At 57.0% G+C, this 20,862-nt stretch carries 21 protein-coding genes; 11 read left to right on the top strand and 10 right to left on the bottom strand.

Annotated features, from left to right (window positions below; all coding sequences use genetic code 11):
* The first annotated feature begins 2 nt into the window (after positions 1-2).
* From ACR0CG_RS08535 to ACR0CG_RS08500, 8 genes are all read left to right on the top strand, one after another.
* Entirely contained in the window at positions 3-1,064 is a 1,062-nt protein-coding gene (locus ACR0CG_RS08535) for a sensor histidine kinase (protein WP_480524099.1), read from the top strand.
* Positions 1,065-1,246: 182 nt separating this feature from the next.
* Positions 1,247-2,287, top strand: a complete 1,041-nt coding sequence (locus ACR0CG_RS08530) for a substrate-binding domain-containing protein (protein WP_480524097.1) — start codon at positions 1,247-1,249, stop codon at positions 2,285-2,287.
* 83 nt (positions 2,288-2,370) lie between these two features.
* A complete protein-coding gene (pstC, locus tag ACR0CG_RS08525) occupies positions 2,371-3,843 on the top strand; it encodes a phosphate ABC transporter permease subunit PstC (RefSeq protein ID WP_480524095.1) in 1,473 nt (490 codons plus the stop codon).
* Positions 3,840-5,201 (top strand): phosphate ABC transporter permease PstA, encoded by a 1,362-nt coding sequence (gene pstA / locus ACR0CG_RS08520; RefSeq protein WP_480524093.1) that lies wholly within the window; start codon positions 3,840-3,842, stop codon positions 5,199-5,201. Before pstC ends, pstA begins: the two co-directional genes overlap by 4 nt.
* Positions 5,202-5,213: 12 nt before the next feature.
* Positions 5,214-6,011, top strand: a complete 798-nt coding sequence (gene pstB / locus ACR0CG_RS08515; protein WP_170677121.1) for a phosphate ABC transporter ATP-binding protein PstB — start codon at positions 5,214-5,216, stop codon at positions 6,009-6,011.
* 16 nt (positions 6,012-6,027) lie between these two features.
* Complete coding sequence (phoU, locus tag ACR0CG_RS08510) at positions 6,028-6,729, top strand: phosphate signaling complex protein PhoU (protein ID WP_480524091.1); 702 nt, start codon at positions 6,028-6,030, stop codon at positions 6,727-6,729.
* A gap of 12 nt (positions 6,730-6,741) precedes the next feature.
* Positions 6,742-7,431: a phosphate regulon transcriptional regulator PhoB gene (gene phoB, locus ACR0CG_RS08505; protein WP_480524089.1), complete on the top strand. Its 690-nt coding sequence runs from the start codon at positions 6,742-6,744 to the stop codon at positions 7,429-7,431.
* Between the two features lie 125 nt (positions 7,432-7,556).
* Positions 7,557-8,786 (top strand): acyl-CoA dehydrogenase, encoded by a 1,230-nt coding sequence (locus tag ACR0CG_RS08500; RefSeq protein ID WP_480524087.1) that lies wholly within the window; start codon positions 7,557-7,559, stop codon positions 8,784-8,786.
* A 264-nt stretch (positions 8,787-9,050) separates the two neighbouring features.
* On the opposite strand, the gene ACR0CG_RS08495 is transcribed toward ACR0CG_RS08500, so the two are convergent.
* Positions 9,051-9,920: an acyl-CoA thioesterase gene (locus ACR0CG_RS08495; protein ID WP_480524086.1), complete on the bottom strand. Its 870-nt coding sequence runs from the start codon at positions 9,918-9,920 to the stop codon at positions 9,051-9,053.
* 51 nt (positions 9,921-9,971) lie between these two features.
* Positions 9,972-11,201 carry a serine hydrolase domain-containing protein gene (locus ACR0CG_RS08490; protein ID WP_480524084.1) on the bottom strand — a complete coding sequence of 410 codons (1,230 nt, stop codon included), beginning with the start codon at positions 11,199-11,201 and terminating at the stop codon, positions 9,972-9,974.
* Positions 11,202-11,376: 175 nt separating this feature from the next.
* Between ACR0CG_RS08490 and aroQ the strand changes: the two genes are divergently transcribed.
* Together aroQ and ACR0CG_RS08480 are read left to right on the top strand one after the other, a co-directional pair.
* Positions 11,377-11,829: a type II 3-dehydroquinate dehydratase gene (aroQ, locus tag ACR0CG_RS08485; protein ID WP_480524082.1), complete on the top strand. Its 453-nt coding sequence runs from the start codon at positions 11,377-11,379 to the stop codon at positions 11,827-11,829.
* Positions 11,826-12,581: a LuxR family transcriptional regulator gene (locus ACR0CG_RS08480; RefSeq protein ID WP_170806349.1), complete on the top strand. Its 756-nt coding sequence runs from the start codon at positions 11,826-11,828 to the stop codon at positions 12,579-12,581. The genes aroQ and ACR0CG_RS08480 overlap by 4 nt, the downstream gene beginning before the upstream one ends.
* A 383-nt stretch (positions 12,582-12,964) precedes the next feature.
* Here ACR0CG_RS08480 and tsf read toward each other — a convergent pair whose 3' ends face one another.
* The 5 genes from tsf to ACR0CG_RS08455 form a co-directional block, all read right to left on the bottom strand.
* The gene (gene tsf / locus ACR0CG_RS08475; protein WP_170615038.1) at positions 12,965-13,840 is read right to left on the bottom strand and encodes a translation elongation factor Ts; all 876 of its coding nucleotides are present in this window, start codon (positions 13,838-13,840) and stop codon (positions 12,965-12,967) included.
* Between the two features lie 76 nt (positions 13,841-13,916).
* On the bottom strand, positions 13,917-14,702 hold the full coding sequence (rpsB, locus tag ACR0CG_RS08470; RefSeq protein ID WP_170615039.1) for a 30S ribosomal protein S2: 786 nt from the start codon (positions 14,700-14,702) through the stop codon (positions 13,917-13,919).
* Between the two features lie 168 nt (positions 14,703-14,870).
* A complete protein-coding gene (gene olsA / locus ACR0CG_RS08465) occupies positions 14,871-15,707 on the bottom strand; it encodes a lyso-ornithine lipid O-acyltransferase (protein WP_480524079.1) in 837 nt (278 codons plus the stop codon).
* A 4-nt stretch (positions 15,708-15,711) separates the two neighbouring features.
* Positions 15,712-16,467, bottom strand: a complete 756-nt coding sequence (gene olsB / locus ACR0CG_RS08460) for an L-ornithine N(alpha)-acyltransferase (protein WP_480524078.1) — start codon at positions 16,465-16,467, stop codon at positions 15,712-15,714.
* Positions 16,468-16,576: 109 nt separating this feature from the next.
* Positions 16,577-16,759: a DUF3553 domain-containing protein gene (locus ACR0CG_RS08455; RefSeq protein WP_480524077.1), complete on the bottom strand. Its 183-nt coding sequence runs from the start codon at positions 16,757-16,759 to the stop codon at positions 16,577-16,579.
* A gap of 42 nt (positions 16,760-16,801) precedes the next feature.
* On the opposite strand from ACR0CG_RS08455, the gene ACR0CG_RS08450 reads away from it, so the two are divergent.
* Positions 16,802-17,398 (top strand): histidine phosphotransferase family protein, encoded by a 597-nt coding sequence (locus tag ACR0CG_RS08450; protein ID WP_480524076.1) that lies wholly within the window; start codon positions 16,802-16,804, stop codon positions 17,396-17,398.
* Here the strand turns inward: ACR0CG_RS08450 and ACR0CG_RS08445 are convergent.
* From ACR0CG_RS08445 to obgE, 3 genes are read right to left on the bottom strand one after another with little or no spacing between them, the layout of a single operon-like run.
* Positions 17,395-18,657, bottom strand: a complete 1,263-nt coding sequence (locus ACR0CG_RS08445; RefSeq protein WP_480524074.1) for a glutamate-5-semialdehyde dehydrogenase — start codon at positions 18,655-18,657, stop codon at positions 17,395-17,397. The genes ACR0CG_RS08450 and ACR0CG_RS08445 overlap by 4 nt on opposite strands.
* A 47-nt stretch (positions 18,658-18,704) precedes the next feature.
* Positions 18,705-19,811: a glutamate 5-kinase gene (gene proB, locus ACR0CG_RS08440; RefSeq protein WP_480524073.1), complete on the bottom strand. Its 1,107-nt coding sequence runs from the start codon at positions 19,809-19,811 to the stop codon at positions 18,705-18,707.
* The gene (obgE, locus tag ACR0CG_RS08435) at positions 19,799-20,833 is read right to left on the bottom strand and encodes a GTPase ObgE (RefSeq protein WP_480524071.1); all 1,035 of its coding nucleotides are present in this window, start codon (positions 20,831-20,833) and stop codon (positions 19,799-19,801) included. The genes proB and obgE overlap by 13 nt, the downstream gene beginning before the upstream one ends.
* Positions 20,834-20,862 lie beyond the last annotated feature (29 nt).

The following is a 20,862-nucleotide window of genomic DNA, read 5'->3' as shown; positions in this document are numbered from 1 at the left end:
CAATGGCAGAAGATCAGCTAAACGAATTTGTTTCGGCCATTCCCATGCCAGCATTGATGGTCGACCAGACAGAGCGGATCGTTGCTGCCAACACTGATGCCATAACTCTGTTGGGCCGCAACATTCATGGCCGGCATTTCGCAACCATCCTGCGGCAGCCTCAGGTTATCGAAGCGATGGAGCAAAGCCTGAGCACGAAAGGGGCCGCGAGAACAAAGCATCTGTCCAACGACGGTGCGCAGGACACCACGTTCGAGGTTCAGTGCAGATACGTAAACGGGGTCGGTGCCGTTTCCGGCGGAGCAGTTTTGGCCATCTTTCAGGACGTGAGCCATCTGGAACAGGCAAGCCAGATGCGGCGGGACTTTGTAGCCAATGTCAGTCACGAGTTGCGCACCCCCTTGACCGCCCTGATGGGGTTCATTGAAACACTGCGTGGCCCGGCCCGAAAGGATGAGGCCGCGCGGGACCGGTTCCTGCAGATCATGATGGATGAGGCGAACCGGATGAACCGTCTGGTGGGCGATCTGTTGTCGCTAAACCGGGTCGAGAGCGAGGAACGTATCCGGCCAAAGGAAGCAGTGGACCTGACGGGGCTGTTGCAATCAACGATAAACACGCTGCGCCCGCTGGCAGAGGATGTGCAAGTCGCTTTGTCTCTGAACGCGCCGCCGGATTCCGTGTCGCTGCCGGGTGATGCCGATCAACTGCGTCAGGTCTTCACCAACCTTATCGAGAACGCCATCAAATACGGCAGCAGCGGCGGCGTCGTTGATGTCACGCTTGAGCTTTTGGAGCGTGACGCGACCGTACGTGGCCCGTCTGTGCGTGTTCAGGTGGCGGACAAGGGGCCAGGTATCGACTCAGTACATTTGCCCCGGCTGACGGAACGGTTTTATCGGGCCGACAGCCACCGGTCACGTCAGTTGGGGGGGACGGGACTTGGGCTGGCGATTGTAAAACACATCGTCAACCGGCATCGCGGCCGGTTGCGTGTGGAAAGCGAATTGGGGCAGGGCACAACGTTCACTGTGATCCTTCCCATCGGACACAGCGAAACCTGAAACCTGCTCACGGAAGCCTTGCGGCAAATGCATGACAGCTTTGCGCAAAGTTATGCAACTTTCCTCCGGCTTGTCATGAAACTGTTACACACCTGTCACAAAAGGCTTACGCGCGCCTCTTAGGGGTTCGCCCAAGATCATCATGGGGATGATCACTACATATCTTTGTCAAGGAGACTGAAATGTCCTTTGTAAAACTGTCGGCTTCTGCACTGGCCATCGCGGCCGTTTCGGCGACTACTGCTGCTGCGCGTGATCAGGTACAGGTTGCCGGTTCGTCAACCGTGCTGCCTTACGCTTCGATCGTTGCTGAAGCCTTCGGTGAAAACTTTGACTTCCCGACACCGGTTGTTGAATCGGGCGGTTCCTCGGCGGGTCTGAAGCGTTTTTGTGAAGGTGTTGGCGAAAACACCATCGACGTTGCAAACGCGTCGCGCCAGATCCGCGAAAAGGAAATCAAGGCCTGTGCCGACAAGGGCGTGACTGACATCATCGAAGTTCAGATCGGTTATGACGGCATCGTTTTCGCATCCGACATCAACGGCAACTCGTTCGAGTTCACGCCGGAAGACTGGTACAAAGCCCTGTCCGCTCAGATCGTCGTTGACGGTGAACTGGTCGACAACCCGAACAAAACCTGGGCCGACGTGAACCCGAACTTCCCGGCACAGCCGATCGCAGCCTTCATCCCGGGCACCAAGCACGGCACCCGTGAAGTGTTCGAAGACAAGGTGATCCTGGCCGGTTGTGAGCATCTGGGCGACTTCGACGTCTACAGGGCTTCCAACGGCGACGATAAGAAAGCCGCTGAAAAAGCCTGTATCGCGCTGCGTACCGACGGCGTTTCGGTCGACATCGACGGCGACTACACCGAAACACTGGCCCGTATCGAAAGCAACAAGGACGGCATCGGCGTCTTTGGTCTGGCGTTCTATGAGAACAACACCGACAAGCTGCAGGTCGCGACTATGTCCGGCATCGTTCCTTCGACCGAGTCGATCGCATCTGGCGAATACCCTGTTTCGCGCCCGCTGTTCTTCTACGTGAAGAAGGCCCACATCGGCGTGATCCCCGGCCTGAAAGAGTATGCCGAGTTCTTCGTCGCTGACGAGATCGCGGGCCCCGATGGCCCACTGGCAGAATACGGCCTGGTATCCGACCCCGAGCTGGTCAAGGTACAGGAAACCGTAGCCAACGAAACTGTTCTGGGCGGCGGTTCCTAAATATTCATATGAACGGAACCGGGGCGTTTTCTTCGCGTCCCGGTTCCTTTTGACTCCTACTCTGCAATCATTACGGAGTTCTCATGGCGCTATCCTGGCTGTTGGTTATCCTGCTTGCACTGGCAGTGATTGGATTTTCCGCGGGCCGGTCCCGTGCATTGGCGAGCGCGGCTGGAGAGGCCCGTGATTTGCATTCTCTGCCATCATACTATGGCTACAACGTTGCTCTGACCGCGTTGGTTCCGGCATTGGGTGTGCTGATCATCTGGCTGCTGGTGCAGCCGATGATCGTGAACAGCACTGTTTCCGGCCTTATTCCTGATCAAGCGATCCCCGAGGGTTCAGATCGCGGCCTAGTCATGAGCGAGGTCCGCCGGGTCGCATATGGACTGGATGGCGCTGTGGCCAGTGGCGCGATGGCTGAGGCGCAGGCCCGGGATGGCAATGCCGATATCGAAGCCCTGACCAAAACGCTGAAAGAGTCCGGACAGGTTCTGACGCAAGACATCACACAGCCAATTTTGGTGGCAGCGCAGAAGTACCGCAGCATGACGTCAACCGGGAAGGTGGCAATGCAGGTCGTCGTTCTGGCGATTGCTCTGTTTGGTGCCGCTTTTGCCTATATCAGAACGCACAAGGATTTCCGGGCTCGCAATGTGGTCGAGCAGGGGGTTCTAGCGCTGTTGCTGCTCGCCGCGTCGATTGCAATCCTGACAACCGTCGGCATCGTTCTGTCGATGTTGTTCGAGACTATGAACTTCTTCCAGCTGCATTCCTGGAAAGACTTTTTCCTGGGAACCACCTGGGCCCCCAACTTCCGTGGCGGAAGTGAGCTGTCGATTCTGCCGCTGCTCTGGGGCACGCTATACATCTCGCTGATTGCGCTGCTGGTTGCTGTGCCGATCGGTCTGTTCGCCGCAATTTACCTGTCGGAATATGCATCCGGTGCGACCCGGTCGATTGCCAAACCTCTGCTCGAAATTCTGGCCGGTATCCCGACCATCGTTTACGGTTTGTTTGCCTTGCTGACGGTTGGTCCCGCGCTTGTTTCCCTTTTTGGTGATGGTGGCGCTTTGGGGGTGGGCTGGATGGCCAGTTCCAACGCGGTTCTGACGGCCGGTCTGGTGATGGGGATCATGCTGATTCCGTTCGTGTCCTCGCTGTCTGACGACATCATCAACGCTGTACCGCAATCCATGCGTGACGGTTCTCTCGGCCTTGGGGCCACGCATTCGGAAACCGTGCGCAATGTGATCCTGCCCGCAGCGCTGCCGGGCATCGTCGGGGCAATTCTGCTGGCCGCCAGCCGTGCCATTGGTGAAACGATGATCGTTGTGATGGCCGCTGGTGCGATTGCAAAGTTCTCGGGCAACCCATTCGAAGCGATGACCACCATCACCACGCGGATCGTCAGCCAGTTGACAGGTGATACCGACTTTGCCAGCCCTGAAACGCTGGTCGCGTTCGCGCTGGGTCTGACACTCTTTGTGATCACGCTGGGCCTGAATATCCTCGCCCTCTACATCGTACGCAAATACCGGGAGCAGTACGAATGACCGATTTGTCCCAATCGCCCGCCTCCGCACCTGCGGCCAAGCCCAAAGGCGGCTCTCTGTTCGAGCAGGATGCCCGAACCAAGCGTCGGAACGCGGCCGAATCCCGTTTCAAGATTTACGGGATCGCGGCAATCAGCGTCGGGCTGCTGATGTTGGTTGTGCTGGTGACGAATATCGTCACCGCCGGAACCGGCGCCTTTCAGCAAACCTATGTCGAGCTGGACGTGGACCTGCTGGAAAGCAAGCTGGACAAAAAGGGCAACCGTAACATTGACGAAATCAAGAAAGTGTCGACCTTCGGATACGCACCGCTAATTTCGGCTGCGCTGGAATCCGAAGTTGAAAAGCTAGGCATTCAAACAGACCTGAAGCCTAAGGAAATGGGGAAGATCCTGTCCAAGGCGGCGCAGGCAGAATTGCGGAACTACGTCATCGCAAACCCGAACAAGATCGGCGAAACGGTCAGCTTTCGCTTTCTGACCAACAGCCGCGTTGACGGCTACCTTAAGGGGCGCGTAAGTCGCGAGTCGATCGTGAACGACAAAAGCATCTCGGCTGAACAGCTGGATCTTGTCGACCAATTGCGCGATGCCGGTGTTCTATACAAAGCCTTTAACCCTGACTTCATTTTCGGCGCCGATGCGTCCGACCAACGGCCCGAGGCGGCAGGGATCGGCGTCTCAATGCTGGGTTCGCTGTTCATGATGTTCGTCGTGCTGGCGCTGGCATTGCCGATTGGTGTTGCAGCCTCGATCTATCTCGAGGAATTCGCACCGCAGAACCGCCTGACCGATATTATCGAGGTGAATATCTCGAACCTTGCTGCCGTTCCGTCCATCGTGTTCGGTATCCTGGGTCTGGCCGTGTTCATCAACTACATGCACCTGCCAACGTCCGCTCCGCTGGTTGGCGGTCTGGTGCTGACGCTGATGACTTTGCCGACGATCATCATATCGACCCGAGCGTCGCTGAAGGCCGTGCCGCCGTCGATCCGCGATGCAGCGTTGGGGGTAGGGGCCTCAAAAATGCAAGCGGTGTTCCACCATGTTCTGCCCTTGGCCGCACCCGGTATTCTGACCGGAACCATCATTGGTCTGGCGCAGGCGCTGGGTGAAACGGCTCCGTTGCTTCTGATCGGGATGGTGGGCTTTATCGCCTCGAACCCGCCCGACGGAATCGTTGCGGGCTTCCTGTCCCCGAACTCGGCCATGCCGGCTCAGATCTACGAATGGTCCAAGCGCGCCGACCCGGCCTTTTACGAACGCGCATGGGGGGGCATCATCATTCTGTTGATCTTCCTCGTCACAATGAACACGATTGCGGTCATCCTGCGCCGCCGCTTTGAACGCCGCTGGTAAGTGGAGGCAAAAATGAACGACATGACACGAGTGGAGAGAACCGTGGACTCCGAAGAAATCAAGATCGCCGCGAAAAACGTTCAGGTCTATTACGGCGATGCCCACGCCATCAAGGACGTGAACGTGGAGATCGAAGACAAGAAGGTGACGGCCTTCATCGGCCCGTCGGGGTGCGGCAAATCCACCTTCCTGCGCTGCCTGAACCGGATGAACGACACGATCGACATTTGCCGTGTCGAAGGTGATATCCTGTTGGATGGCGAAGACATCTATGACAAGCGTGTTGACCCGGTGCAGCTGCGCGCCAAAGTGGGGATGGTGTTCCAGAAGCCCAACCCGTTCCCCAAGTCGATCTACGACAATGTCGCTTACGGCCCTCGCATCCACGGCCTTGCCAAGAACAAGGCAGAACTGGATGAGATCGTTGAGAAATCCTTGCGCCGGGGTGCGATCTGGGATGAGGTCAAGGACCGGCTGGATGCCCCGGGCACAGGTCTGTCCGGTGGTCAGCAGCAACGCCTGTGCATCGCCCGCGCCGTCGCGACCGAGCCCGAGGTTCTGCTGATGGACGAACCCTGTTCGGCGCTGGACCCGATTGCAACGGCGCAAGTCGAGGAACTGATCGATGAGCTGCGCGCGCAATATTCTGTGGTGATCGTGACCCATTCGATGCAGCAGGCTGCCCGTGTAAGCCAGAAGACCGCTTTCTTCCATTTGGGCAACCTGGTCGAGTTTGGCGAAACCGGCCAGATCTTCACCAACCCGGTGGATCCCCGAACGGAAAGCTACATTACAGGCCGGATCGGCTGAGCACAGGTAACCAGATATGACCGAACAACATATTGCATCCGCATTCGACCGCGACCTTGAAACGATCCAGGCCCACATCATGAAGATGGGCGGTCTGGTCGAGGCCGCAATCATGAGCTCGGCCCGCTCGCTTGAGACGCGCGACGAGGAACTGGCGCAGCAAGTCCGGCAGGGCGACAAGGCCATTGACGCGCTTGAAGAACTGATCAACGAAGAAACCGCGCGTCTGATTGCGCTGCGGTCCCCGACGGCCGGCGATCTGAGGCTGGTGTTGTCGGTCCTGAAGGTTTCGGCCAACCTGGAACGCATTGGCGATTATTCCAAGAACATCGCCAAGCGTACCACGGTTTTGGTCAACGCAGGCGAGATCAACGGAAGCGCTGCGGCTCTGCGCCGTATGGCGCGCGAGGTCGAGCGTATGCTGCGGGACGCCCTGGATGCCTATATCCAGCGCGATGCCGAACTGGCGGCTGACGTGATCGAACGGGACGAAGAGGTGGACCAGATGTACAACGGTCTGTTCCGCGAATTCCTGACGTTCATGGCCGAGGATCCGCGCAATATTTCATCCTGCATGCATTTGCATTTCATCGCCAAGAACATCGAGCGTATGGGCGACCATGTCACTGCAATCGCTGAGCAGGTTGTTTATCTCGTTACCGGTGAACGACCCTCCGAGGCGCGGCCCAAGGCTGATATCACCTCGCAAACCTTCTAGGAGATCGCGATCATGTCCGCTGATCAGCCCACAGTTCTGGTTGTCGAGGATGAACCCGCGCAGCGCGAAGTGCTGGCCTACAATCTTGAAGCAGAAGGGTTTCGCGTCTCAAAAGCCGCCAACGGTGACGAAGCCCTGCTGCTGGTCGATGAGGATAGCCCGGACATCATCGTGCTAGACTGGATGATGCCACATCTCAGCGGGATCGAAGTTTGCCGGCGTCTGAAAACCCGGCCGGATACGCGCTCCATTCCGATCATCATGCTTTCGGCCCGTACGGAAGAGGTGGACAAGGTGCGTGGGCTGGAAACCGGCGCGGATGACTATGTGGTCAAGCCGTATTCAGTCGTCGAACTCATGGCACGGGTGAGATCCCAACTGCGGCGTGTGCGTCCGGCGACAGTTGGTCTGCGGCTGGAGTATGACGATATCGTTCTGGACTCCGAGACACACAAAGTCAGCCGCAACAGCAAACCGCTGAAACTTGGCCCGACCGAGTTTCGCCTGCTCAGCACTTTCATGGAAAAGCCAGGCCGGGTCTGGAGCCGCGAGCAATTGCTGGACCGGGTCTGGGGGCGGGACATTTATGTCGATACCAGAACAGTTGACGTGCATATCGGACGCCTGCGCAAGGCTTTGACACAGCATGGGGGCGACGATCCGGTGCGCACGGTACGTGGTGCTGGCTACGCCTTGGGCTGAACAAGGGGTAGGGCGGCCCGGTCAGAAACTATGCGATTCACTCATGGGTGATTGCTAAACTCTTGCTGTCTTTTGCCAGCGCTCCGGGTTATTTTGCCGCGAAGCCGACTGAGCGGAGAATGATCATGAACGCCCCGACCCCCAAACCCACCTTGCGCGCCAAGGATACCCCGGATCTTGGTAAATTTGCCTGGGATGATCCTTTTCGCCTGTCTGATCAGCTGAACGAAGACGAACGCATGATTGCGGACAGCGCCCGTGCTTATGCTCAGGAAAAGCTGCAACCCCGGATTACGCAGGCGTTCGAGGAGGAAAAGACAGACCCCGAGATTTTTCGCGAAATGGGCGAAATGGGTTTGCTGGGCACCACGATTCCCGAAGAATATGGCGGGATCGGTGCCGGCTATGTCTCGTACGGGCTGGTGGCGCGTGAAGTCGAGCGTGTGGATTCCGGCTATCGATCGATGATGTCGGTGCAAAGCTCACTGGTGATGTATCCGATCTATGCCTATGGCAGTGAAGAACAGCGGCAAAAATACCTGCCCAAGCTGGCCAGCGGAGAGTGGATTGGTTGTTTCGGTCTGACCGAGGCGGACGCGGGTTCGGACCCGGCAGGCATGAAGACCCGCGCTGAAAAGATCGATGGCGGCTATCGGTTGACCGGCAGCAAGATGTGGATTTCCAATGCACCGATCGCGGATGTGTTTGTTGTCTGGGCCAAATCCGATGCGCATGACGGCAAAATTCGCGGTTTTGTGCTTGAAAAAGGCCTCAAGGGTCTGAGCGCCCCTAAGATTCAGAACAAGCTGAGTCTGCGCGCATCAATTACCGGTGAAATCGTTCTGGATGGCGTAGAGGTTGGTGAAGACGCATTGCTGCCCCATGTTCAGGGTCTGAAAGGTCCATTCGGCTGTCTGAACCGCGCAAGATACGGCATCAGCTGGGGGGTCATGGGGGCTGCTGAATGCTGCTGGCATGGCGCGCGCCAGTATGGACTGGACCGCAAGCAATTCAATCGTCCCTTGGCGCAAACGCAATTGTTCCAGCGTAAACTGGCTGACATGCAAACCGAAATCGCGCTGGGGCTGCAGGCCAGCCTGCGGGTCGGACGCCTGATGGACCAGGCCGAAGCTGCGCCGGAAATGATTTCGATCGTGAAGCGCAACAATTGTGGCAAAGCTCTGGATATCGCGCGTCTGGCACGCGACATGCACGGTGGCAACGGTATCTCTCTGGAGTTTCACGTTATTCGCCACATGGTCAATCTGGAGACCGTGAATACCTATGAAGGCACTCACGATGTCCATGCATTGATCCTGGGGCGGGCCCAAACCGGCTTGCAGGCGTTTTTCTAAGCGCCGGAATCCGAGTGCAGTAATTGGCACTGTAGTGACACGGCGAGCATTCTGCCACTCGGCTGCTATTTGGCAGCTGGGTGGTTGCCGTCGCTAAGATTTTATTCAGAGGTTCGTGAGTTGACGTAAACTTGACTGTCAATTTTAAAGGATACACAGATACGCATAATCGGTATTATGGTAATATACAGGTTTCTACGCCCGTGGTGACACCTTGCTAACTGGCAGCAATCCGAAATTAAAACAATTTGTTAGCAGAATTTTCTAACCTTGTTTGACAGCCTTCCGCATCAGGCCTTCCTGTGCGACAGACGCCACAAGTTCGCCATTCTGAGAAAAGATCGAACCGCGGTTAAAACTGCGACCCCGGCCTGTCCATGGGGAATCCATCGAATACAAATGCCAGTTTTCGAAATTGACTGGCGCATGGAACCACAACGCATGATCCAAGCTGGCGCTGTTGACTTCGCCAGTATACCAGCTCAGGCCGTGCGGCCGCATCCCTGACGTCATCAGGTACATGTCTGACGCGTATGCCAACAACAGATGCTGTGTGATTGGATCAGTGTCAGCCGCTGCTGACATGCGAAACCAGATTTGGTTGCGGTCATCGGATTTCACCGGATGGATCGGGCTGTGGTGATTGACCTCGCGAACTTCGATCGGACGTTCCCGAAGCAGCTCGCCATGCAGCCGTTTCGGAACTTGATCCAGCAACTTGTGATACAACTCTGATCGCGCGGGATACGAGTTCGGTGAATTCGACTCTGGCATGGGATGTTGGTGATCCCATCCATCATCCTGAATATGAAAAGACGCCGACAAGTTCAGGATTTGTTTCCCGTTCTGGATCGCAACAACCCGGCGAGTCGTAAAAGAACCTCCATCTCGTGCTCTATCCACTTGATATATTATCGGAATATCAGGATTTCCGGCTCGTATGAAATACGCATGAAGCGAATGGCATAGCCGGTCGTCCACGGTCCTGTAAGCCGCGGCCAGCGCTTGGGCTATGACCTGACCCCCGAATACTCTTGTCGGGGTTTCCCCGCCGGATCCGGTGCCCCGAAACAGGTCCTGTTCAAGCCTTTCAACGTTGAGAAGATCAAGAAGGATACGCTCGGCTTCGGTCATATTGTGTCTCACTGGTGTATTTCTTCAGGCGAAGTAACAGTCGCCGACCGGTCATTCAATGATTGTACCCAAAACCAGTGATTTTAGCTCGGCCCGGGACGGGTATGAACTGGACGGAGACAACTGCGTGAAGAACACCGAAGTCAGATTGTTCTGGTAGTCTATCCAGAAAAACGTAGAAGCCATTCCGCCCCAACTGAAATCCCCTTGGGACCCGGCCACCCGGGTGCGACCTGGCTGGATAACAACAGCGCCCGCAAGTCCAAACCCCGTTCCCTCCATCGGTTGTTCCGCAAAACTGCGTGGGCCCATCGATGCGATGTCACCCGGCAAATGGTTATGCATCATAAACTCAACGGTCTTGGGGCCCAACAGGCGGTAGCCGTTCCCCTGCCCCCGATTTCGCAGCATTTCCGCGAAACGGGCATAGTCATCGATCGTGCTTACCAGACCGCCACCTCCGGAATACATCGTCGCGCGTTCAAACGGAGATTTCCCGGCTTCGTCTACAAGCCGCAGGCTGTTTTCCCCGACATCGGCGGAATTGAGCGCCATGGCGTCGCCAGCCAAGGGGGTGTAAAGCGACGCAAATCTGCTAGATGCTCCCTGTGGGACTGAAAAACCGGTCTTTGTCATGCCCAATGGGTCAAAAACATTTTGCTGAAAGAACCCGTCCAAGGACTGTCCTGATACGATTTCAATGATCCGGCCAAGAACGTCCGTCGCGACGGAGTATTCCCACCTGGTCCCTGGTTGGAACGCCAGTGGCAGGGTAGCAAGTTTTGTTACGTTATCCGCCAGAACGCCCTGATCCGGCTTGAAAAATAGTTCTTGCGCTTCCATGGCTTCCGGCAGTATTCCGGGGTTAAAGGAATAGCTAAGGCCACTTGTGTGTGTCAGTAGCTGGTGCACCGTCGGGGTCGTGGCAGGTTCTGTATGATCAATCCTTGTTGCGTCAGACACAAGCGCCTGCATATCCGCGAACTCGGGCAAAAAGTCAGATACCAGCGCGTTCAGAGGAAACAAACCGCGTTCAACCAGCATCATGATGGCGACGGACGTGATCGGTTTGGTCATGGAATAAATTCGAGCCACCGTGTCACGTTCAAAAGGCAGTTCGCGCGCAAGGTCCCGATGCCCGCAGGTATGAAAAAACGCCTCTCTACCGCCCCGGATCAGCAACAACGAAGAACCCGCGTATTTGCGCTGATCGACATAGCGTTGCATCCAGTGGCGGATGTGTTGCGTCCTGTCAGGGCCAAGTGTCGACTGACGTGCCATGTGTTTCCAAACCTGTGTTGTATTGCGGATTTCGCTGCTCCAACCAGCCAGTGCAGGTGTCGGCCGCCGTTTTGTATGTATCGTAACGGAGTTATTACATATTTTAATACAACAATGGCATGTAGACATCTTCCCCATTTCACGTTTATCAAACTGTTATGGGGACAGTAAAATAATGCGCAAAATTCTGGTATTAAATGGGCCAAACCTCAATTTGCTGGGTACGCGGCAACCTGAGATTTATGGCAGCGTCACTTTGAAAGACGTCGAAGATCTGTGCTTAGCGCATGGAAAGTCGATTGGGCTGTCAGTATCACATCTTCAGTCCAACCACGAAGGCGCGCTTGTTGACGCCATCCACACGGCGCGTGGGGTTTATGAAGGGCTGGTACTGAACGCTGGCGCCTATACGCACACTTCAATTGCATTGCTGGATGCGATTTCGTCGGTCGAGCTGCCGACGATCGAAGTCCACCTGTCAAACATTCATGCGCGAGAATCCTTCCGCCACAAGTCCTACATCGCCAGGGCGGCGCTTGGTCAGATTTGCGGATTTGGGGCGCAAAGCTATGTGCTGGCTTTGGATGCGCTGGCTTCGCATCTCAATGACGGAGGTGGCGCGGCGTGAACCTGAAAGAATATCTTCATTTCCTGAGCTATACGAAAACTCTGGAAGAGCTATGGGACGCGCACTGCCGTCAAATGGCTGAGTTCGGGTTCGAGCGTCTTTTGTACGGCTACACGTTGTTCCGGACAGAAACGTCGCTGGGAGACCCCGAAGACTTTGTCATCCTCACAAACCATGGCCGGGCGTACTTGGATGGGTTTTTGCAGGGTGGACTGTACTTCCATGCGCCAATGTTGAAATGGGCGCTGAACAATGAGGGTGCGCAAAGCTGGAATCTGGCACAATCTTCGCAGAGCAACGGTTCGTTGTCCCCTCAGGAGAAGCAGGTTCTGGATTTCAACAAGTCCATGGGCGTTGTCGCCGGATATACTGTCAGCTTCAATTCTGTGTCGATGCGCACCAAGGGTGCAATCTCTTTGGCGGCCGGTAGTGATCTAAGCCAGGATGATGTTGACGCGATATGGGAAGAGCACGGCGAAGACATTCTGCTGATGAACAATGTCGCCCATCTGAAGATCCTGACACTGCCCTATCACGCCCCCAACCGGGCCCTGACAAAGCGCCAGCGTGAGGCGCTGCAATGGGTCGGCGATGGCAAGACAACGCAGGATATTGCTCTGCTCATGGGGCTGACTTCAGCGACGGTAGAAAAGCACCTCAGGCTCGCGCGCGAGTCACTTGCAGTTGAAACAACAGCGCAGGCTGTCCTGAAAGCTTCGCTGCAGAACCAGATGTTCGTTATGGAGGCATAACGCGTCAATTTTGACGCTAAACTGCGTCAATTTACCTTAGGTAAGGAAAACATGACTTTCCGAATCCTTACCATAAGTTGCAAAGTGAGAGTGTTCCGTGAGTGGTGGCTTTAGCCAGGGAACAATTGATCGGATCTTTGCAATACCAGGGCTCTCCGGTCGCTCTGACTCAAATGCGTCTATTAGTCCACGTAGTTGAGTCGGAAATTTTGGGGGGCCTCGACCATCCCCATCATGCGGGGCCCCTCAATCAGCCTTTTCTGCAATTTTGCGGTAGTCGGCAGCGTTCTGCGTACGTGCATCCGGAATACAAAAAACCGGTCACGCTTTCACGTAACCGGTTCCTAATTCTTAGTGGGGGTATCTGTTGATACCCCGCATTCTCAGCCCTGAGCAGCCTTGGCCACTTCGGCTGCGAAGTCTTCTTTTTCGACAACGATGCCTTCACCCACTTCCAGACGGACGAAGCCGGTGATGGTCGCGCCAGCTTCTTTGGCAGCGGCTTCAACAGTCAGGTCAGGATTCACAACGAACTGCTGGTTCAGCAGAGTCGATTCCGCGACGAATTTCTTCATGCGGCCTACGATCATCTTTTCGATCACCTGCTCGGGCTTGCCGGATTCGCGGGCGATGTCCATCTGAACCTGCTTTTCCTTCTCGACAACAGCCGGGTCCATATCATCTTCGGACAGGGCCGCCGGGTTTACAGCTGCGATGTGCATTGCAACCTGTTTGCCGATTGCTTCGTCACCACCGGTCAGAGCAACCAGAACACCGATTTTGCCCATGCCATTGGTGGCAGCGTTGTGCACGTAAGACACAACGGTGTCGCCCGACAGTTTGGCCATGCGGCGAACCGACATGTTTTCTCCGATGGTGGCGATCTTGTCGGTCAGCGTGTCGGCAACGGTCTTGCCGCCCAGATCAGCAGCCAGCAGCGCCTCGACATTGTCCACGCCTTCGGCGGCGTAGGCGATTTTGCCAACCATTTCCTGAAACTCGCCATTCTTCGCAACGAAGTCGGTTTCCGAGTTCACTTCGACAGCGACACCAGTGCCACCGTCCACGTGAACTGCAACCAGACCTTCTGCCGCGGTACGGCCAGATTTCTTAGCCGCTTTGGCCAGGCCCTTGGTGCGCAGCCAGTCAACGGCTTCGTCCATGTTTCCGCCGGTTTCGGTCAGCGCTTTTTTTGCGTCCATCATGCCTGCGCCGGTCGAGTCGCGCAGTTCTTTAACCATTGCTGCTGTGATTGCCATCTTTTGGCTCTCCTCAATTCAAACGGAATTGGGGCAGGTCTACCCTGCCCCATATGTCATTTTGGTGACGGGCAGCTTACGCTTCAGCAGGTGCTTCTGCTTCGGCCTCTTCAGCAACGGCTTCTTCAACCGGAGCTTCTTCGAACGCACCCAGGTCAACGCCCGCAGCACCCATCTGAGCGGTCATGCCGTCCAGTGCGGCGCGTGCGGCCAGATCGCAGTACAGAGCGATTGCGCGTGCAGCGTCGTCGTTGCCGGGGATGATGTAGTCAACGCCGTCGGGCGAGCAGTTGGTGTCGACAACTGCCACAACCGGGATACCCAGCTTGTTGGCTTCGGCGATGGCCAGTGCTTCTTTCTTGACGTCGATGACGAACAGCAGATCAGGAACGCCGCCCATCTCGCGGATACCGCCCAGCGAAGCCTGCAGCTTGGACTGGTCACGCTCCATGCCCAGACGCTCTTTCTTGGTCAGGCCTTCGGCGCCCGATTCCATTGCTTCGTCGATCTGGTTCAGACGGTTGATCGACTGGGAAACGGTTTTCCAGTTGGTCAGGGTGCCGCCCAGCCAGCGGTGGTTCATGTAGTACTGCGCCGACTTTTCAGCGGCTTCAGCGATCGGCTGAGCAGCCTGACGCTTGGTGCCAACGAACAGAACGCGGCCACCTTTTGCGACGGTGTCACGAACAGCCTGCAGAGCCTGATCCAGCATCGGAACGGTCTGGGTCAGGTCCATGATGTGGATGCCATTGCGCGAGCCGTAGATGAACGGGCCCATGCGGGGATTCCAACGCTGTGTCTGGTGACCAAAGTGAACGCCAGCTTCCAGCAGCTGACGCATGGTGAACTCGGGAAGAGCCATGCTTTACTTTCCTTTTCCGGTTTACGCCTCGGCGGGGGTGAAAGAAGCGGATGCTCCAACCGGCGGTCTTGATGAGGATGTCTCCCTCAAAAAGGCCAAACCCCGCCTGCGGGTTTGAATGGCGCGCGTATACGGCAGGTTGAGTGGCAGCGCAAGGGTCTTTCGCCCTTATTTTTCGAGCCGCGCCAGGCTATGTGCGTGCCGAACCGCCTCCTCGCAATGTGCAGCCAAAGCCTTGCGGTTCTCAAAGTCGCTGACTTTTGCGGGGGCATGATAAATCAACTCAACCGAGCCTTGCTTGCGTGCGCCGAGTGTCTTGAGAAGGTGCGGTCCGAAATCCATGTCGCCCCACCAGCCATAGAAACGCGCAGGCCGCCCATCCGGTGCATGGAAAACCACCGTGACCGGCTGGACATACATGAACTCTCGCAATTCTTTTGTAAAGAATGCCTCGAAAAGTGTTGTTTTAAATGGCAAAACACGCAAACCGTCAGTCGAGGTGCCTTCGGGGAAAAACAACAGCTTGTGCCCGGCTTTCAGTCGGGTTTCGAACACCTTGGTCTGCTCGCGCGCTTTCTTGCGGTCACGTTCAATGAACACGGTGCCGGTTGCACGGGCCAGCCACCCAATGCCGGGCCATTTGGCAACTTCGGCCTTGGATACAAAGTAGACCCTTTTGCGCGCATTGAGTGCGAAAATATCCAGCCAAGAGGTGTGATTAGCCACAACCGCGCCTTGTTCTCGCATCAATTCGCCTGATGTTCGATATCCCATTCCGAGTATTCGAAATGCATTCCTGCAGACGAACTGGGTGATGAAAGGTGTAACCGGCCTTCGAATGCCGTAAAGCGGTCGTTCGATCAGACGAAGGGCCAAAAGGATGATCAGACCACCAAACACCAAAATCGCTAAAGGCAGCCCGCGCAGGATCACCAGAAGCCAACCGCCCAGACCCAATCGGATGGGATCCGGCGCATCCTCGCTATTCCAGAGCGGGTCGTTCACAGGATTACGCCCCACTGTAGATGCGCTTTTGACGCTCGTTCATGCGGGCTGTGTCAAGGATCAGGCAGACATCGGTGGTGTTGAAGGCATGATCAATAAAGGCCCCCTCGCCCACAAATCCGCCCAGCCTTAGGTAAGCCTTGATAAGTGACGGCACCTGGACTACGGCAGCGCGCCGATCCAGATCCTCGGGGGCGACAAGGTTCATGTCCTGAAAGACACCTGGCTGGGTACGTACCCGCAGATCAGGTGGTGCCAGATGGTTGTGATGCAGCATCGACAGGGGTTGAGCAAGTGCCTGAACATCCGTGCCGTGAAAACTGGCGACACCAAACAGAACTTCGATGTTGCGGTCTTCAACGTATTTCGCAAGTCCATTCCAGATGTAATACATCGCCGTGCCGCCCCGGTAATCGGGGTGCAGGCACGATCGCCCAAGTTCCAGCAGCTTGCGCCCGCTTTCTTTCAGGACAGTCAGATCATATTCATCTTCCGAATAGAACTGCCCCAGTTCAGCGGCCCGATCACCGGGCAACAACCGATAGACACCAATCACCTCGCCCGTCGTATCGTCATAAGCCAGCATGTGATCGAAATGCGGATCGAAGCTGTCCTGCTCCAAACCGGCATCATGGTCAACCATCCGCCCACCGCCGCCCAACTCGCGCACGAACACGTCATAGCGTAGCCGCTGCGCCGCCCGAAGCTCCGCCTCGTTTTCGGCAAGTTTGACTGTGAAGGAAGGGCCTGCGTCGGGCATGTGCGATGTTTGATCCTTTTTGGTACTGGTCCGCCTGATACAGCAGTTTTTTGCGGCTTAGCAACATGCGCTGCTCTGGCAGGTTCCGTTAACTTTTCCTAAACCAGTTTCAGAGATCAAAGACCGGCACCAGGGCAATACGTGTCCCGTCAATCACCACTTTCCCGTGCTCGCGAAAGTTCACGGTGATCTTGCCTGCGATGTTGGACTGAACCTGTCCGATGCCCCAATCGGGGAAATCCGGGTGGCGGACATACATGCCCGGCGCAAGAATAGCATTGAGGTCTGTCATGCGGTGGCTCCGGTCCGGCGGCAGATACAGCAGGAGGTACGCATGGGCGGCACGGACGTCAACCTGGCCGAGTTGATCGGTTCCCGGATCTGTCACGATCTGATCAGCCCTATAGGTGCGATCACCAACGGGCTGGAACTGCTTGAGATGGTTGGCAGCGTGCAAGGTCCTGAGATGGAGTTGATTTCCGGCAGCGTCGGCAGCGCCGGTACCAGAATTCGCTTTTTCCGCGTGGCGTTCGGCGCTGCGGGCGACCAGCCGCTTGGACGAACCGAAATTGCAGATCTGTTACGGGATATCGAACGCGCCGGCCGCGTACGGATCAATTGGACCCTGGGCGAACCCGTACCCCGCAATCAGGTGAAACTCACCTTTCTGGCATTGATGTGCTGCGAAAGTGCAATGCCTATGGGAGGCGAGGTCGAGATTTCCCTGCATGACGGGAAATGGACCGTGGCCGGGAACGCGGACAAACTGAATATCGACTGCAATCTGTGGAAACACGTCGCGACCGGTCGTTTTCCCGGCAAGATAACACCAGCTCAGGTGCAGTTTGCCTTGCTGCATGAAACTTCGGCGGCCATGGGGCGGCGGATCGCGGTTGAAACTGCCGCAACCCGCGTGGTTTTGCGCTTTTAGGTTCGGGTCGTCCCGTTCCCGCGCACAAGATACTTGAAGCTGGTCAATTGCGCGGCCCCCACCGGGCCGCGTGCATGCATCTTGCCGGTGGCAATCCCGATCTCAGCGCCCATTCCGAATTCCCCGCCGTCGGCAAACTGAGTTGAGGCATTGTGCATCAGAATGGCACTGTCCAACCGCTCGAAGAAACGCGCGGCGGCATTGGCGTCCTCGGTCATGATGCAATCGGTATGGTTTGAGCCATTGGCCCGGATATGCGCGATGGCCGCGTCGATGTCGGCAACCGGTTTTGCCGCAATAATGCTGTCGAGGAACTCCTTGCCCCAATCCTCATCGGTCGCGGCGATTGTGCCTTCGATGGCCAGATCGCCCTCGGCATGGACTTCGACACCGGCAGCCATCAAGGCGGATACAACGTCGCGTCCCAGTGTCTTCGCAACGTCCTCGTGAACAAGAAGACATTCCGCAGCGCCACAAATGCCGGTGCGTCGCGTCTTGGCGTTCAGGACCACATCCAGCGTTTTTTGGGGATCGGCTGCCTTGTCCACGTAGATGTGAACGATGCCTTCGAGATGCGCAAAAACAGGCACACGTGCTTCGCGTTGCACCAGCCCGACAAGACCCTTGCCGCCGCGGGGGACGATGACATCCACGTAATCGGTCATGGTCAACAGTTCCTGAACCGCAGCTCGATCCCGGGTCGGGATCAACTGTATCGCGTCCTCGGGCAGGTTGGCGGCCTTCAGCCCCTCGACAAGGCAGGCGTGGATCGCTGTCGACGAGTGAAAGCTCTCGGAACCGCCCCGAAGAATCACGGCATTGCCGGATTTCAGGCAAAGTGCACCGGCATCGGCGGTTACGTTTGGCCGGCTTTCATAGATCACACCGATCACGCCAAGCGGTGTGCGCACACGCTGAATATTCAGACCCGACGCCATATCCCATTCAGACAGAACTTCGCCCACGGGATCTGCCTGTTCAGCGACGGCGCGCAAACCGTCAACCATGCCGCGGACACGGTCCTCATCCAGCATCAGGCGGTCCATCATGGCGGCGCTCAGGCCCTTTTCACGACCAAACTCCAGGTCTTTCCGGTTGGACTCAATGATCTGCGCGCGGTTTTTCCAAACCGCGTCGGCGGCTGCAATCAGCGCAGCGTGTTTACGTTCGGCGCTGGCAAACCCAAGCGCGTTCGATGCTTCCCTGGCACGTTTCCCGAGATCGGCCATCAGGGCGGGAATGGTGTCGAAATCCTTCATGTCTTGTGCCTTTCGGGTCCGAGTGTTCTGCGTTTTGTGGAACGTCACTATAGTGCCAGATCGTCGCGATGGATCAGGGCGGCCCTGCCCGGATAACCGAGCGTCGCCTCGATTTCCGAAGATTTGCGCCCCTTTATCGCATCGGCTTCCTGCGCAGTGTAACGGCTTAGGCCCTGGGCCAGACGCCGCGCCACGGGATCCAGAATCGCTACGGGATCGCCACGCCCGAAATCACCGGTTACTTCGATAACACCTGCTGGCAGCAGGCTTTTGCCGTTGGCCAGCGCACGCGCTGCCCCCTCGTCCACTTTGATCTCTCCGCGCGGCTTCATCGCCGAAATCCAGCGTTTGCGCGCGGCGTGCGGATCCAAAGTCGCCGTGAACCATGTGCAATTTGCACCGTTCTCGAGCGTTTTCAGCGGGTTCAGCGGGGAACCTTCAGTAATCGCCATATCGCAGCCGGCGGCGATCGCCATCTTGCCAGCCAACAGTTTCGTCTTCATACCGCCCTTTGACAACCCGGAACCCGCATCGCCTGCCATGGCCTCAATCTCGGGCGTGATCTGTTCGATCACGTCATAGCGGGTCGCCTTCGGGTCTTCGTTGGGATTTCCGGTGTAGAACCCGTCAACATCAGACAACAGAATCAGCTGGTCGGCCCCAACCGTCACAGCAATCTGCGCGGCCAGACGGTCATTGTCGCCATAGCGAATTTCATCCGTTGCAACGGTATCGTTTTCATTGACGATCGGGACCACGCCCAGGCTCAACAGCGTCTCAAGCGTCGCCCGCGAATTCAGGTAACGGCGCCGGTTTGCGCTGTCTTCCAGCGTTACCAGAACCTGAGCGGTTTTGATGTCATGAGGCGCAAGAACCTCTTCATACGCGCGGGCCAGCCGAATCTGACCGACAGCAGCAGCGGCCTGCGACTGCTCTAATGGCAGGTTGGCCATAGGCAGGCCCAACACGCCACGCCCCAGAGCGATTGAGCCCGAGGACACCAGAATGACATCCGTCCCTTGATTCTTGAGCCAGACCACATCCTCGGCCAGAGAGCGTAGCCACTCGGATCGAAGCAGGCCCGTCTCGCGGTCCACCAGCAACGCGGACCCGATTTTGACAACCAAACGTTTTGCAGTGGTCAGGGTTGCCAAGCTTGTGCCTCCTCGTTGGGCTTTTGGCGCAGGCGGTCTTCGTCGATCTGCGTTCTCAGGGCGCGGAGCACCTCGGTCACACCCAGATGCGCGACGCCCGACATGGTCATGACGGGGCCGCCGACCGCCTCTTCCAGTTCGGCCTTGACCATTTCCGTTTCATCGGCATCCAGCGCGTCGACCTTGTTCAGCACGGTGATGCGCGGCTTTTCCGCCAGTTCGCCACCATAGGCTTCGAGTTCGTGAATGATGGTGCGAAAATCCTCGGCCACAGTTTCCGAGGTTCCGTCAACCAGATGCAGCAGAACCGCGCACCGTTCGACATGGCCCAGAAAGCGGTCGCCAATCCCGCGCCCTTCATGGGCACCTTCGATCAGGCCAGGAATATCGGCCACGACGAATTCCACATTGTCGACGCCCACGACCCCCAGGTTCGGGTGCAGTGTCGTGAAGGGATAGTCTGCGATCTTTGGGCGCGCGTTCGACGTTGCCGCCAGAAAGGTCGACTTTCCGGCGTTGGGCATCCCAAGCAGCCCCACATCGGCGATCAGTTTCAGCCGCAACCAGATCGTGCGGTCGATACCCGCCTGCCCTGGGTTGGCCCGTCGTGGCGCCTGGTTTGTGGCCGATTTGAAGTGCAGGTTGCCAAAGCCACCATTGCCGCCCTTGGCCAACAGTACGCGTTGGCCAACCTCAGTCAGGTCGCAGATTACCGTTTCTTCATCTTCGTCCAGAATCTCGGTGCCGACGGGCACCCGTAAAACAATATCGTCGCCATCTTTGCCGGTGCGCTGCTGCCCCCGTCCGGGCTGACCGTTCTTGGCAAAGAAATGCTGCTGATAGCGAAAATCGATCAGGGTGTTGAGCCCGTCCACGACCTCGGCCCAGACAGACCCGCCTTTACCGCCGTCTCCGCCATCGGGACCGCCGTATTCAATGTACTTTTCGCGCCGAAAGCTGACGCACCCGCCACCGCCGGCCCCGGACCGGATGTAGACCTTTGCAAGATCGAGAAATTTCATGACTGTCCCCTACTGCAAAGGCCCCATCG

The sequence above is a fragment of the Ruegeria sp. AB8 genome (assembly GCF_056542605.1).
The sequence above is the reverse complement of the archived record's forward strand: the minus strand, read 5'-3'. Positions and strand labels throughout refer to the sequence as shown.